This is a genomic window from Granulicatella elegans, from assembly GCF_020735385.1.
GTDB lineage: Bacteria > Bacillota > Bacilli > Lactobacillales > Aerococcaceae > Granulicatella > Granulicatella elegans_B.
Window position 1 is genome coordinate 697,387 of sequence record NZ_CP085953.1, and the last position, 15,390, is coordinate 712,776.

Genomic DNA, 15,390 nt, shown 5'->3' on the forward strand with positions numbered 1-15,390 from the left:
GATGCAATAAGCCCTGACAGGCTTCACTGAAAATTCCACAATCTCAAGCAGTGGCTATGGGAATTACACCAATGTTCAAGCAGGAGCCTATAGTACTGGAACAGCTTCAACCGGATTTGACAAGCGAGTAGAAGAGCTGGTTAAAATTTCTGAGAAGGTTCGGCGCTTGATAGCAGAAAAGGATACGGACGGTGCTGTGTCCTATAGCTATTATGATGACACAAGTATCGGACAAACTCTGCAATCCAAGCCCTCAAAGACATTCCCTAACTTGAATCGAGTAACAGTGACTTCTTTCTCTCCCATTTCATTCTCAGATGGAGAAAAACTCAACTCATTTTGATTAGCGGAAATCTTAGTTTTCACTTGGTAAGGAACTCAAATCTTCAGAGCTTTAGAACCCTTTTTAACTGTTCTTTCAAAATCCGTTTTCCATTTATTAAAACTTGCAACACGGGAAACATTAGGATTTTGCATCTTCAGCAAATGAATATTGTTGAGTGAGTAGTTGTGAAACTTACTCATCGTATCCAAGAACGATTTAAACTGTTCTGAATCTAAATAGTTCTTCATTCCCTCTTTCAAGTGTTCAGCTAAAGCTTTTGTATCTTTATTTGCGACTAACTGGGAAATAGTTTGTTCTGAACTTTTAGTAGCAATTGCATTGGTTATAATAGCTCCAGTTTCAGCTTCAACATCTGTCCTTCTTTCTCTATCTTCCTGTTTTTTATGAAGGTTAGAGGCACTGTTGTATGGATCTGTTCCCTGCAACATCTCATCAGAATTGGAAATACCATCACTATCCAAATCACGATCTCTCTCAACTTTTCGGTTATACTGATAAATTTTTTCGTATGGATTATCTAGTGTATTTTGTGAATTCTTGACTTGTGTTTTTTCAAATTTATCTAGAACGTTGACAATGGTTTGTTCAACTTTTTCCGATAATTCTTTAATTTCATTTTGCCATTTTTCTACAAGAGCTACTTGTTCTTGAGGCGAATCTCTAACTCCCAACTTCTCAAACCAAGCAGATAAATTGTCTACCTCAACACTATCCATTCCATCAAAAGAGATAAAGCCAAGACGACTATCATGACTACTATCCGAAAAACCAATCGGACTATTTTCTAACACTCCATAAGGTACTTGGGATAAAAGTTGATCGGCATAAGGAGTATCTTTCAAAGCGTAACTGAACTGAGAAATATCTAGTTCACTCGCTAATCTCTCCAGATGATACTGATTAAATAATGCCCCATCTAGCTTTATCAGCTCTGGATGCTCTCTCATTTCTCGTGTACCAAGTCTTTCTTTATGAGCGATTGGATTAATCTCCTCACCAATATTGTAACGGATGCTATCCTGAATCAGTTCACCTTCAGGACTGTATAAGTCAAATTGAACCTTTGTAAAAGGGGTATAGGAAGCACCTTCTACCTGGTTCATTCGATCACTTACACTTGCATGATGCTTTTCGTAATAGATATTATTCTGCTTATATAGCTCTGTTGCAAAAGACTGATAATCAACCAACTCTGTTTCGCTAAAAGGTAAAATTGGCCCACCATCATGCTTTTCTGCCCATTGAAGGCGGACATTGTAGTTATTTTTGTCAATCTCATTTGGTTGAATTGCCTCAAACAAGCCGTTTTCCATAATGGATTGCAATTCTTTGCCCCCATCTTTAATATAGTCCTCATTGATTGATAGCTGTTCAATGTGGCCATTACGTTCATGGAAGATACCAAGAATAACTTTTCCATCGGTTTTCTCCACATCAACTTTTAAATCTTTCTTAATTTTGATAAGAGATGCAGGGACACGTTCTTCTCCTATATCTTTGAAAAGAAGTAGGAAGTCTTCATCTTTACTCTTAATAGCTTCTGAAAAATTAAGCCGTTGTGCTATTCTTACCTCATCTAAGTTATCCAATACAAACGATTTAGAATCAAGAATATCCTCCAACATGGGAATGACTTGTAATTTTTCTTTTAGACTATTACTAACCATTATTTGGTTATAGTTTCCTCTTCCTTCTTCAAAATCAACTACAAAATCTGAAGCTTTTTTCCCTTCCACAATAGGTCTGATTCCTGTTAAGTGTAAAAAGTTTTCTTGTTTAAAACTAACATCTAACAAATTTACTTTTCCATTATTTGAGTAGAAATAATAGACTTTACTATTTGCTAACTCTTCTAAATACTATTGAGAAAAAACACGTTTAGTCTTGAATCGTTAATTCTTTGTGGCTTACCTGTTGCACAAGTCTAGAGAATATTGTAAAATATAGACATATAAAAACTGTATGAATAGTAACTTGAAGTCTTTTGTAGAGAGCTAGCGTTTGGTGAAAGCTAGTAAAGTATGACAAGCGAATCCACATACTATGATGCATGGCGAAAGCATTGATTAAGCCATCCGGAGCAAACCGTTATCGCAAATGAGTGCAATGGAAACATTGAATACGGGTGGTACCGCGAAGATAAAAGTGAAACACACAACTTCGTCCCAGTGACAATTTGTCGGGGATGAGTTGTGTGTATTTTTTTACAATGGTTTAAACAAATTTTCAACAGGCAAACAAAAGAAATTGGAGGAATCAATATGTTAGATATGAAACGAGTGAGAGATCACTTTGAAGAAGTTGTGGTTGGATTACAAAACCGCGGAGTAGAACGTAAAGTAGTAGAAGAATTGCGTGATTTAGACGAAAAACGTCGTGAATTAATTTTAAAAACGGAGCAATTAAAACAATACCGTAATACAGTAACGGAAGAAATTTCTCAATTAAAACGTAATAAAGAAGATGCTAGCGCAAAAATTGCTGAAATGAAACAAGTTGGGGAAGATGTAAAAGAAACAGATGCGTTATTAGCAGAAGTAGAAGAAAAATTAGAATACATCGCTTCACGCTTACCAAATATTGCTGCAGCAGATGTACCAGTAGGGGAAGATGAAAACGAAAACGTAGAAATCCGTCGTGAAGGAACTCCTCGTGTCTTTGATTTTGAACCAAAACCACACTGGGAAGTAGCAGAAGCATTAGATATTTTAGACTTTGAAAGAGGAGCGAAAGTATCAGGAAGTCGTTTCTTATACTACAAAGGATTAGGTGCTCGTTTAGAACGTGCGATTTACAACTACATGATTGATTTACATGTGGAAAAACATGGTTATACAGAAATGATTACACCATATTTAGTAAACGAACAATCAATGTATGGTACAGGACAATTCCCTAAATTTAAAGAAGATGTGTTCCAATTAACAGACGAACGTCATTTAACATTAATTCCAACAGCAGAAGTTCCATTAACAAACTATTATGCAAATGAAATTTTAGAAGAAGCACAATTACCAATTTACTTCACAGCATTAAGTCCTTCATTCCGTTCAGAAGCAGGTAGTGCCGGAAGAGATACTCGTGGATTAATTCGTCTACACCAATTCAACAAAGTAGAAATGGTGAAATTCGCAACTCCTGAAACATCATTTGATGAATTAGAAAAAATGACAGATAATGCAGAAGATGTATTACGTGGATTAGGCTTACCATTCCGTACAATTGTATTATGTACAGGAGATATGGGATTCTCAGCTTCTAAAACATATGATGTTGAAGTATGGATTCCAGCACAGGATACTTACCGTGAAATTAGTTCATGCTCAAACTGTGTAGACTTCCAAGCACGTCGTGCGAAAATTCGTTACCGTCAAACTGAAACTGGAAAAATTGAATTATTACACACATTAAATGGATCTGGTTTAGCAGTTGGTCGTACAGTAGCAGCCATCTTAGAAAACTACCAAGAAGCAGACGGAAGTGTAACAATTCCTGAAGCGTTAGTTCCATATATGGGTGGAGTTACAAAAATTACTAAATAATGATTAGATGAAGAATGAAGTATCTAAAGACGAAAATTGGCGTGTTCAAGAAGTGTTAGCGAAAGTCTTTGATGAATACTGCAAGAAAACAGGTTAAGAAAATTGAGGAATCGTTTCAACAACATATTTTTCAAGGGCATAGAATAGAAATCTGGGATTATGAACCGATACATTTTAACTATTTAAAAGAGGATTACTTAAGAGATGAAAGTAAGGGAGGATCTACTTTAATTGATCCTATACAATAGTCTATGAGAGAAATCCTCCTTTGTTTTTTGTTTTGGTCGACTTAATCATAACCTGGATTTCTCTTTTTTGCATGTAAAAAATCCTGTCGGTGATTTCTCACCAACAGGATTTGTCGAACAACCAAATTTTAGAACTTTATTTATTTTTCTTCTTTTTTATTGTCTTCTTTCTTTTCTACATTTTTTTCATTTTCTTTGTTTTCTGTACTTTCCACACTTTCGCTTAGATCTTCTTGGGATTTAGCGTTTTTCTTTTCTTTATTTTTGATATCTTTTTCTTCTTTTTTTGAATTTTCTACTTTTTCTTTATTTTCTTTCTTTTCTACATTTTCTTCATTTTCTTCATTTTCTGTACTTTCCACACTTTCGTTTAGATCTTTTTTGGATTTAGCTGTTGTTATTTGTGGTAATGTTTTTTTGTATACTACTTTTCCATTTTCTTCTTTAAAATCTTTTAAAAAGAATTTGTGTGAATCTGATTGTGCATCGTATATATAAGCTTCATTTCCAAGAACATAAATATCATCATTTTTTAAGTGATAATGATTTTTTAAAAAGTTAATTATTTTTTCTGGATCTACGGTTATTTTTTCTTCATTTTCTTTTTGTAATTGTTTTATTTTTTCGGGATTTTGTATGATATATTTAAGTGCTGCAACAACTTCTCTTGCTGTATAATTTCCATAATCTCCCGCTTTTGCATTTTTAATAATTTGTTTTATTGTTATAGCGTGATAGTGATTTCCGTTGTGAAGCCAGTAAAATATATTTTCTTTTATTCCGTCAGAACCATAGACAGGTATGTTTGTATCTGTTAAACTACCATAGTTTGTCATATTTTTAAGATTATCATCTAATACATCCAGTATTCCATCTTTTAATTCAGCACTTACACTCCAGTAACTAAAAATTTCATGGTTTTCTACTTTTGTATTATTATGTTTACGAGGTCTTTCGTCTATATATTCTGCATTAGGGTAGTGTGATCTTGGATTTTCATGGACAACTGCAACTTCAGTATTTCCTCTATAAAGATGCCAGTGATCACCGTGGTCAACTATTCTTGTAATTCCTGCTGGCCACTGAGAATTAGTAATATTGTTATTATTATTATTGTTATTATCTCCATGGCTTCCTTGATATTGCCCAAATGAAGCATTAGGATAAAGATTTCTAGGGTTAGTATATGTTATTCCTTCATTACCTTCTGAATCATATATGTGGAAATGGTCTTCATGTTGCAATATTTTAACTATATCATAACGATTGGCTGCCTTTTTACCCAAAACTCCTACAATGTGCAATCTTTCTATTGCTTCTTTTATAGTTCCATTTTGTGGGACCAATGGTGTAGATGCATTTGAAGAATCGTGTTCTTCAGAAGATGAATCATAAGAGTTAGTATTACTATTACTTAAGTAATTGTAACTTGCTCCGCCATAATTGCTACTGCCTAAATCTCCATGGTGACCTGTATACTGCGTAACTGGAACATCAGGGAACATACTAGAAGGGTCATCATAAGTAATATATTCTTGGCCATCTCTAGTGTATACGTGCCAGTGATCACCGTGTTTTTTTATAGCAACAACATCTGTACCATTAAGGTCTTTGCTATCAACTACACTAGAAGAACTTATACTTGATCCGTCAGAGATAGTATTAGGGTCTGTATAAGTTATATGTTCTTTCCCATCTTTTGTAAATACGTGCCAGTGATCACCGTGTTTTATAATTTTAGCTATATCTTCTTTTTTAATATTAGGATTATCAATTAACACTTCTGTAGTGTTATCTTGGACATAAGAAGATTTTTTTTCTTCAAAATCATGTTTATTTTCAGTATTTTTTATTGAATTAGAAGTAGAACACGCCGTTAGCAATAATGTTGTAGCTAGTAAGTAATTTGCTATTGTTAATTTTTTATTTTTTTTCATAATTCTCCTTTTCACTATTAAAGTTATAATTTATTTTCTTTTTATTATTAAGGTCATAAGTAAAGTTATTACAGATATTAAAACAATAACAGAACCTGGTTTTAAATCATAATAGTAAGATATAAAAAGTCCTGCATAGATAAAACATATAGAAAATATAATTGAAATGATTAGTGTATTTTTATATGTTTTACAAAATTGCATTGCTAGAATACATGGGATAATAAGTAGTGATGACACTATAAGTGAACCAATTGTCTTTGCTGAAATTGATATAGAAATTGCACTTAAAAAAGTTATAATAAAATTAATTGTTTTATTATTAATTCCTAAGATATTTGCATTTTCAGCGTCAAATATTAAAAGATAAAGTTTTGTATATATTAATTTATAAGATATTAAAACTATAAGTGATATAAATATTACAAGATAAAATTCACTATCACTAATGGTTATAATAGAACCAAAAAGATAAGATGCAATTGTATTTCCACTACTAAAGCTAGAGAAAATACCAGCAATACCTACAGAAGCTGCTAATATTATAACAGTAGAAATTTCTTGATATGCTTTTAGTTTATTTCTAATAAATTCTATACTAAGTGAGGCGACAATACACGCTACTATTGACCCTAATATGGGGTGTATCCCCGTAAAAAGTCCAATACTTACACCAGCAAGAGAAGAGTGAGCAAGAGTATCGCCCATAGATGATAATCTTTTTAGAAGTATAGGCATTCCCATACAGGGTAATATTACCGACAAAAGACCTCCAACTATAAAAGCTCTTGTCATAAATTGATAGTTAAAAATATCTAGCATCTTATCCTCCTAAGTTTTTTAAATGTTCTTTTAAACACTTATCACAAGAGTTATTTTTTATTTTAATGGCATAATCAACATAATGGTGAAGTTCATGAAGGTCATGAGTTACCATGATAATTGTTTTATCTTTTTTTGTTAAATTTTTTAAAAGAGTAAATAATTCTTTTGAAAAATTTTTATCAATATTAGATGTAGGTTCATCAAGTATTATTATTTTAGAATTTTTTATTAAAGCAACTAATATAGCAACTCTTTGTAACTCTCCTCCTGATAAAGAGGAAAGAGATTTATTTTTATGTTTTAAAAGATTTACTATAGATAAATATTCATCTACATTAACATTTATTTTTAAAAATTTAAGATGATTATTTATAACTTCTTCTACAGTTGTAGGAAAACCTTTATATGAAAGAACAGAGTTTTGAGAAATATAAGAAATATCTTTATAGTGATTATTTTTCTTGATATCATCTCCTAAAATAAAAATACTACCTTTATCAGGTTGAAGTTTTCTTAATATTAATTTTAAAAGAGTACTTTTCCCTGCTCCATTCTCTCCAATTATGGCAACAAATTCATTTTTTAATATATTAAAATTTATATTTTTTAATATGTAATCAGAATTTTTATCATATTTAAAATCTAAATTTTTTATTTCAAGTACATTATTCATTAAATGATTTCACCAAGGCATCTAAGTTAAGTTCCATAAGTTTAACATAACCTAAATTAGCTTCTTCTTCCGTTAAATTTTCCATTGTATAAAGTGTTGATGTTTTAGTATTTGTACTTTTTGCTAAAGTTTCAGCAACTTTTGGTGTAGCCTTACCTTCAAAAAATATCGTAGTTATATTGTGTTTTTTAACAAAATCTGCAATTTTAGAAAGTTGCTGTGCTGATGGTTCATCTTCTGGAGAAATTCCAGTAACAGCCACTTGTTTTAGTCCATAATCTTTTGCAAGATAGTTAAATGCAGCATGAGAAGTAACAAAATATTTTTCATCTTTGTTCACTTTTTTTAATTCTGTTTCAAACTTATTATCTAATTGTTTAAATTGTTTTGTAGCTTCTTCTAAATTTTTTTTATAAAAAGGTTCATTTTCAGGGTCTATACTAGAAACTTTTTGATAAATTGTATCAAGTTCTGTCATGGCATTTTTAACACTTAACCATGTATGAGGGTTTATATTAATATGTTCTCCTTCTTTTTTAAGTCCGTCATCTCCTCCTTTTCCTTCAAGAAGAGTTAAACCTTTAGAAAGGTCTAAATATTTATCATCATTATTTGTACTTTTTTTAAGAGCATCTATAAAGTTTTCCATATTAGCTCCATTGTAAATAATAAGGTCTGCGTTAGAAATTTCTTTCATATTTTGGGCTTTAAGCTCAAAATTATGAGGCTCTTCATTGCCTTTTATAATAGTTTTCACTTCCATTTTATCTTTAATGATTAATTTAGTTAAATCATAAACAGGGAAGAAAGTGGTATAAATTACTTTTTTATCGTTGTTATTTTGCTGTTTATTCTTGCTGTCATTTTTGCTACAACCTGATAAAATAACAGAAATTGTAAGCATAAGCACCAAGAAATATTTAATACTTTTTTTCATTATTTTTCTCCTTTATATTTTTGATTTGAAAAAAATCATCATAAATTTTTTCAAATCGTAATGATTACTATTTTAAAACAAAAGATAAAAAATTTCAACTATAAAGAAATAAGAATTATTTACGCTGTGACCTTTTTTAGAGGAAATAGCGATATCATCATACAAATCTGTTTCAGAAATCAAAAAAATTATCTCGGGAAGTCAATTAAAAGAAAAAACTCGTCAAAAATTTGACGCGAGAGGCTGGGCAAAAAGTCTCATTTGTCGAACAATCAAAATAAAAGGAATGAACGAACCTTATGGCACGTTCATTCCTTTTTCTTATTTAGAATTTTTATTTTCAAAAGGGATAGAAAGAATGAAGGTACTTCCTACATCTTTTTGACTTTGAACCGTAATTTTTCCATCCAGTTGATGAGCTAATTCTTGAGCAATGGCTAGACCAAGTCCATGGCCTCCAGTTTTCATATTTCTTGAACTTTCAACTCTATAGAGTCTTTTGAATATATGTTCAAATTCTTTAGCATCAATTCCTTTTCCTTTATCCGATAGACTAATTGTGAGAGTGTTATCTTCTAACGTACCTTTTACATTGATTGGTGTGCCAGGCTCAGAGTATTTAAAAGCATTATTCAATAAATTGATTAGAATACGTAATAATTTATCATAATGACTTATAAATTTAGCAGATTCTGGTAGAACTTGTATATTAATTTCTCTGTTTTCTTGCTCGATTAAAAGGTGGAACTCATTCATAGCATGAACTAATAACTGATCTAAGAAAATCACTTCGTTTTTTTGATGATACTCAGTTTCTTGTGTATTAAGAGTTAAGTCATCTAATTCTTCTACTAATTTATTTAATCGTTCAGTTTGACGATTAATAGTGGTTAAGTAACGGAATTGTTCTTCGTGAGTAATGACGCCATCCAAAATACCTTCAACAGTTGCTTGTATAGAAGTAATTGGAGTCTTTATGTCATGAGAAAGTTGAGCAATCATTAACCGTTTTTCTTTTTCGCTTTCTGCAAGTGAGGAGAATGATTGTTGCAAGTTAGCAGACATATCATTAAAAGCTTCCCCTAATTCTTGAAATTCAATGGGACCTTTACTAGCTACAGGTTCTCCGAAGTCTTTATTGGCAATTTTTTTCGCCTTTAATTTAAGAGCTTGAAGTGAAGAAAAGATGGGGGAAAGAAGGAATAAGCTAATCATAGCTCCAATAAAACTAGCGATGAGTGTGATTCCAACTAAAAAATATACTTCACTTTTGTCAATTAGCATTCGTTGAATAGCCCAAAAAACTGCAAGAATCGTTAAAAGAGTAGATATCAAGTAACCGATGATAATATAACTTTTTAATTTCATAATGTACCTCGTGGTTTTTCAATTTTATAGCCTAATCCCCAAACGGTTTTAATGGTTGGAGTATGCATACTAGCATGTTTTGTTAATTCTTGTCTCAAAGCATGGATATGGACATTAAGGGTATTCGTATCATCGATAAACTCTTCTTGCCAAACTTTTTCATATAATTCTGTCTTTGAAAAAACACGTTCAGGATGTTTGCATAAAATCCAAAGAAGTTCAAATGCTTTAATTGTTAAATTCAGTAGGTGGTTTCCAATATAAGCTTCATAGGTCTCGTGGTTCATGGTGAGATTTCCAAGCTGCACTTGAGGAGATTTTCCACTTTTATAAATTCTCTTGAAGATATTATTGACTCGAAGAACGAGTTCTCTTGGACTAAAGGGTTTAATGATAAAATCATCTGCTCCCATATTAAGACCGAAGATTTTATCCTGTTCACTGGTTTTAGCGGTGGTAAAGAGGAAAGGCTGATCTGGTGATAAGTATTGTACTTCACTAATGAAATCATACCCATCCATTCTAGGCATCATAATATCTGTAATGATTAAATCGATGGATTTGTTTTTAAATATTTCTAATCCTTCGAGACTATCGTGAGCCACTAAAACATTGTATCCAGATTGAGATAAATAACGTTTTTGGATATCTGTAATTTCAAATTCATCATCTACCAGTAATATTGTTTTTTCCATTAGAAACTCCTTTTTTAAAAATAGTGTTATACTTTCGCTCGGTATAACACCATTTCTGTTTGAATCAAACTTAGTTTCTTTCTTTTTTAGCTTTTAATCCTAAACTTCCGATGATAAAAGCAAATGCTGTTGCAAATACACCTAATGTTGCAGTGTTTGTAGCTGTTTCTCCAGTTTCTGGAAGAGTAGACATGTTATCTTTCTTCATCATATCTTGAGATGTTGTTTTTTGATGTGCCATCATTGAAGAATTCATTTCTTCTTTAGGTATACTCATATTGTTCGTTGCTTGAGTTGTATTTGTAGAAGTTGATACTTTATTGAAATGAATTTTCACGTTACGAGTTGCAATAAGATTTGTTAAGTCAGGTTTACCATCTTTATTACCGTATACTTTTACAGTTGCATTATAAGTATGATCGCCATTTTCGCGAAGTTGATTGATTAAGGCTTGACCTTGTTTTTCAACAGTATTGCCATTTAAATTTACTTCATAGAAGTATTGACCTTTAGTGTTCACATTTTCACCTAAAGGAGATAAAGCAGGATTTTTAGCTGTACCATTGTCAGACCAAGGAGCTTTATCAGAATCTTTTAATAAAAGACGAGTTAACATACCATCACCAGCGAATAATTCATATGGAATTACTTGGTTCACACCAGCAGTGAAAGGACCAACTCCTTCAGCTTTTTCAAGATAAGCAGCAGGGACATCGATGTTTTCTTTTACGTTATCTTGAACAGCTTTTTGAACAGTTTCTTTAGAAACTAAATCATTAATGTTGATATCTACATTTTTAGTAGCGACTAGATTCGTCAAGTCGACTTTACCATCTTTATTGCCGTAAACTTTAACTGCAGCTTTATAAGTTTGAGTACCATTGGCGCGAAGTTGATCGATTAAAGCTTGACCTTGCTTACCAACAGTATTGCCATTTAAGTCTACTTCATAGAAGTATTTCCCTTTTGTTAATCCTTCAAGAGGGGGTAAAGCAGGATTTTTAGCTGTGCCATTGTCAGACCAAGGAGCTTTATCAGAAGCCTTTAGTAAAAGACGAGTTAACATACCATCACCAGCGAATAATTCATATGGAATTACGTGGTTCACACCGGCAGTGAAAGGACTAACTCCTTCAGCTTTTTCAAGATAAGCAGCAGGAACATCAATGCTGTCTTTTGTGTTTTCTTTCACTCCATCTTTTACTTGTTCAGGAGTAGTTGAATCATTTTGATTTGTTAAGGCTGTATCAACAGCATTTTTAATAAGTTTATTAACATCATCCGGTTTTGATTCTTTCTCGTTATCAACCTTATCTGGTTTCGTTTGAGTAACTGGTGTAACATTGATTTCTGTTGCTAGTACGGAAGTTGCTGGAGAGGTAATCATAAAGAATCCACTAGCAATGGCGACGGATGCTACACCGACACTTAAACGACGGATTGACCATCTAGTAAATTTGCCCTGTATATTTTTTTCACAGTAAAACCTCCTAAGTTTTATTTATTTTGTACATTGATACTATACGAGGTGAAAATAAAGTGAAATTAATCAAAATCTAAAATAATTCTTAAATATACGTTATGAATTACTTATAATACGAAATAATTAGTGAAAATAATGTTTGAATGGATATATTTCCAGATAGGAGAGGAGTTTTTCTAATAATAAAAAGGCAACAATCATCCTTGTAAATGATTGTTACCTTTAAAATTATTTTTTCACACTAATATTAATTGCATTTAACACACGCTCAACAGGGGTGCTTTCTTCGAGTAAGTGCTTTTGTTCTTCTTTAGCAATATCAGGGTGATCAGTAATGATGCCTGAAACGGAACTATGAAGATATTTATGAATTTCTTCAGGTTCATTAATCGTCCAAACATAAACTTCATGACCTTGTTGTCTTGCGGCAATGGCTGTTAAGTCATGGTAAGAAAAATCTTCCACCACATAAAAGTCTACAGCAGGATTTCCAAATCCACCAAATTGGAGTGGAATGACATATCCGGTATCCATTTCAGGAGCTTTTCGCTCAATTTCTTCAATCACGTTTAAGTTGATAGACATTACTTTGTAAGTTTTTTCAACCCCTAATTCTCTCATTTTTGCAATAAAGAGGTCGGTGTAGTCATCTCCTTCAAAACCATGAGGTTTTAATTCAATAAGTAATTTGATATTCAGTTCCTTTGCTTTGGCAACAAATTCTTCAAAAGAAGGAATGTGACTTTCGTAATCATTTTGGTAAATTGGAAGTCCAACAATTTCATCATAAGTCATATCTTTAACTTTTTTATTGAGACGTGCTAATCGTTTCAAATTATAATCATGCATGACGATAAAGCGATTATCTTTTGTGAGTATAATATCCATTTCCACATAATCGGCGCCTTCTTTTGCTGCAGCTTCTAGAGCTTCAAGAGAATTTTCTACTCCGTATTCGGTAAATCCTCGGTGAGCGACGATAGCAGCTGAGGAAGAGTTTTCCCAGTAATATTTTGTAATCGCTTCGCTAGAATAGTAAATCGTTAAACCGATAAAAGCTGACACTGTAATAATGGTACTTTTAAAGGGGATTTCAGGAATATGATGCTTAATTGTTACATCTACTGCGTCTTCATCATCTGCTAGTTTTACTAAAATAATGACTAGAGAAATTTTAGTATAAATCGCCATAAAGAAAATGACTAGTTTTGATAAGACGAATAGGCTCGTTACGATAAAGACATTATCCATTATAGAAGATAAGTTTCCTAAAGTAACCGTGAGAATAAATGTCACTAAAAATCCGATAATGGATAGGACGGCCTCAACTAGTAAGAAGATTCCAATATGTCTCCAAATCTTCTTCTTTGTGAGAGACCAACTTGTTTTTAGATTTTCTAAGAAACAATGATTCGTCAAAATTTGTAGTGGAATAGCGTAAATGAATCGAAGATGAAAATAAGCCAGCACGATATATACAATGCTAAATCCGATTGCTCCGGTAGTTGTTTTTTGAATTTCTTCTGTAATAAAGTTTGGAATATATAATTGTTCGGTTAAAAACGAAGTCATTCCAAATTTTCCTAATGGTAATAGGGTCAATAAATACAATAAGAAATAGATAAATTGTGGGCTGAAAAATTCTCTTACTTCACCGAAAGCATTTTTCAAGCTCGTTCGCCACGAAAAATGTGTCTTAGAAATGGTTCCATAAACCATAAACGTAAGAATTGAAAATTCAATAAAGACAAATAAAATGACGGCGAATAAATACGCAATAAATGCTAAAATAATAATGGGAGAAGAGAAGAATAATTTCATATTACTAAAATTAAAATTACTTTCTCCCGATAAAAAAATAATGCCTTTAAATAAAGTTGATAAAATTCGAAAACCAACAAAGGATATGAAAAATTGTAAAAAGGCAGCATTTCGAACATAGGTAATTTTATTGGAAAATAAATTGTTTAATACAAATCGAACAGATTTCCAAACAGGTAAAGTTTGATTTTCCATAAAGCCTCCTTATAGAAAGATTGAGAATATTGTAGCACAGAATGAAGAAAAGTTGAATATTATAGAAAATGCAAGTTTGATTCGTTGTATCCGTATAGGGATTTCCGTATACTTAAAGCGTAATCATGAATTTATAGGAGGGGTTTTATGTTTTTATCGGAGGAATTACTAGCACAAATTCATCAAAGAGCAGCGCAATATGACTTAGAAAATGCGTGGCCAAAGGAAGATTATGAGGCATTAAAAGAAGCGGGGTATTATAAAGCTTTTGTGCCAAAAGAATATGGGGGATATGGTTTATCTCTTCAAGAAATTGCACAAGAACAAACAAGACTGGCGATGGCAGCACCAGGAACAGCTCTTGGTATTAATATGCACCAAATTATTGTCGGATTAGCCAAACATATGGTTCGATTCGGGAATAAGAAGGGCGAGCAAATTTTACGAGATGCGGCTGATGGGAAGTTGCTGGCGTTTGGTATTTCTGAACCAAGTAATGACCGAGTTTTATTTGGCTCCATTTCAAAAGCGGAGCCACAAGAAGATGGAGACTATCGTTTTTATGGGAAGAAAGTTTTCCTATCGATGGGGAAATATTGCGATAAATTAGTTTCATTTGGTTCAGATACTTCTGGAGAATCTCCATTATCGGTCTTTGCTTATTTAACACCTGATGCAGAAACGTTCGAAGTCAAAGATGATTGGAATACATTAGGAATGAAAGCAACTCAATCAAACACAGTTGAATTAAAAGGTATTTATGCTGCAGAAGAGCAAATTTTAACAAAAGTAGCTCCTGGTCCAAGTTTTGATCCAGTGGTTTTTGGTATTTTTGCTTATTTTGAAATTTTATTAGCTGCTACTTATCATGGGATTGGAAAACGTGCGTTAGAAATCGGAATTGAAACGGTAAAAAATCGTCATTCTGTATCGAATGATGCGCCGTATTCTCAAGATAAAAATATTCGTTGGAGAATTGCCGAAGCAGCTATTATTTTAGATGGCATTCAACCACAAATTAATGAATTAAGTCAAAGATTGGAATCAAGCAAAGAATATAGCTTTATTTGGTTACCACGTTTATCTTCGATTAAAAATCGTTCTGTTGAAGTGTCTAAAAAAGCGGTGGAAGAAATTGTACGTGCGAGTGGAGGAAGTTCTTATTATAATACAACAGAACTTTCACGCTTATATCGTGATGTATTAGCTGGTTTATTCCAACCATCTGATCAAGAATCTCTTCATGATGCATGGGCAAATATTTTATTAGGACCTATTGCGTAGTTAGTTGGTTGGGGTGTGAGTTTTGTTTGAATTTCT

Annotated in this window: 11 protein-coding genes, 2 pseudogenes and 1 other annotated feature; of the genes and pseudogenes, 4 read left to right on the forward strand and 9 right to left on the reverse strand. The window is 32.4% G+C overall.

Annotation, left to right across the window (positions count from 1 at the left end):
• Positions 1–252 precede the first annotated feature (252 nt).
• Positions 253–2,205 (reverse strand): annotated as a pseudogene (locus tag LK443_RS03480) (PBECR4 domain-containing protein); the annotation flags it as partial.
• Positions 2,206–2,293: 88 nt separating this feature from the next.
• Positions 2,294–2,517 (forward strand) — a binding site (T-box leader).
• Between the two features lie 90 nt (positions 2,518–2,607).
• Between LK443_RS03480 and serS the strand changes: the two are divergent.
• The 3 genes and pseudogenes from serS to LK443_RS03495 all read left to right on the forward strand — a co-directional run bounded on the left by serS (position 2,608) and on the right by LK443_RS03495 (position 4,136).
• Positions 2,608–3,888: a serine--tRNA ligase gene (gene serS, locus LK443_RS03485; RefSeq protein WP_227932135.1), complete on the forward strand. Its 1,281-nt coding sequence runs from the start codon at positions 2,608–2,610 to the stop codon at positions 3,886–3,888.
• A gap of 7 nt (positions 3,889–3,895) precedes the next feature.
• Positions 3,896–3,982 (forward strand): annotated as a pseudogene (locus LK443_RS03490) (phosphomethylpyrimidine kinase); the annotation flags it as partial.
• Positions 3,960–4,136 (forward strand): hypothetical protein, encoded by a 177-nt coding sequence (locus LK443_RS03495; protein ID WP_227932136.1) that lies wholly within the window; start codon positions 3,960–3,962, stop codon positions 4,134–4,136. The pseudogene LK443_RS03490 and the gene LK443_RS03495, both read left to right, overlap by 23 nt.
• Before the next feature lie 140 nt (positions 4,137–4,276).
• Here the strand turns inward: LK443_RS03495 and LK443_RS03500 are convergent, their stop codons facing one another.
• The 8 genes from LK443_RS03500 to LK443_RS03540 form a co-directional block, all read right to left on the reverse strand.
• Positions 4,277–6,073, reverse strand: coding sequence for a hypothetical protein (locus LK443_RS03500; RefSeq protein WP_227932137.1), 1,797 nt, complete (start codon positions 6,071–6,073; stop codon positions 4,277–4,279).
• 30 nt (positions 6,074–6,103) lie between these two features.
• The gene (locus tag LK443_RS03505) at positions 6,104–6,895 is read right to left on the reverse strand and encodes a metal ABC transporter permease (RefSeq protein ID WP_227932138.1); all 792 of its coding nucleotides are present in this window, start codon (positions 6,893–6,895) and stop codon (positions 6,104–6,106) included.
• Between the two features lies 1 nt (position 6,896).
• On the reverse strand, positions 6,897–7,571 hold the full coding sequence (locus LK443_RS03510; protein WP_227932139.1) for a metal ABC transporter ATP-binding protein: 675 nt from the start codon (positions 7,569–7,571) through the stop codon (positions 6,897–6,899).
• The gene (locus tag LK443_RS03515; RefSeq protein WP_227932140.1) at positions 7,564–8,508 is read right to left on the reverse strand and encodes a metal ABC transporter substrate-binding protein; all 945 of its coding nucleotides are present in this window, start codon (positions 8,506–8,508) and stop codon (positions 7,564–7,566) included. Before LK443_RS03515 ends, LK443_RS03510 begins: the two co-directional genes overlap by 8 nt.
• 321 nt (positions 8,509–8,829) lie before the next feature.
• A complete protein-coding gene (locus LK443_RS03520; RefSeq protein ID WP_227932141.1) occupies positions 8,830–9,876 on the reverse strand; it encodes a sensor histidine kinase in 1,047 nt (348 codons plus the stop codon).
• Positions 9,873–10,571, reverse strand: a complete 699-nt coding sequence (locus LK443_RS03525) for a response regulator transcription factor (RefSeq protein ID WP_227932142.1) — start codon at positions 10,569–10,571, stop codon at positions 9,873–9,875. Before LK443_RS03525 ends, LK443_RS03520 begins: the two co-directional genes overlap by 4 nt.
• Positions 10,572–10,641: 70 nt before the next feature.
• On the reverse strand, positions 10,642–12,039 hold the full coding sequence (locus LK443_RS03535) for an SSURE domain-containing protein (RefSeq protein ID WP_322563573.1): 1,398 nt from the start codon (positions 12,037–12,039) through the stop codon (positions 10,642–10,644).
• Between the two features lie 243 nt (positions 12,040–12,282).
• Entirely contained in the window at positions 12,283–14,070 is a 1,788-nt protein-coding gene (locus LK443_RS03540) for a glycerophosphoryl diester phosphodiesterase membrane domain-containing protein (RefSeq protein ID WP_227932143.1), read from the reverse strand.
• A gap of 147 nt (positions 14,071–14,217) precedes the next feature.
• Here LK443_RS03540 and LK443_RS03545 point away from each other — a divergent pair, with 147 nt between their 5' ends.
• A complete protein-coding gene (locus LK443_RS03545) occupies positions 14,218–15,354 on the forward strand; it encodes an acyl-CoA dehydrogenase family protein (protein WP_227932144.1) in 1,137 nt (378 codons plus the stop codon).
• Positions 15,355–15,390: the final 36 nt, after the last annotated feature.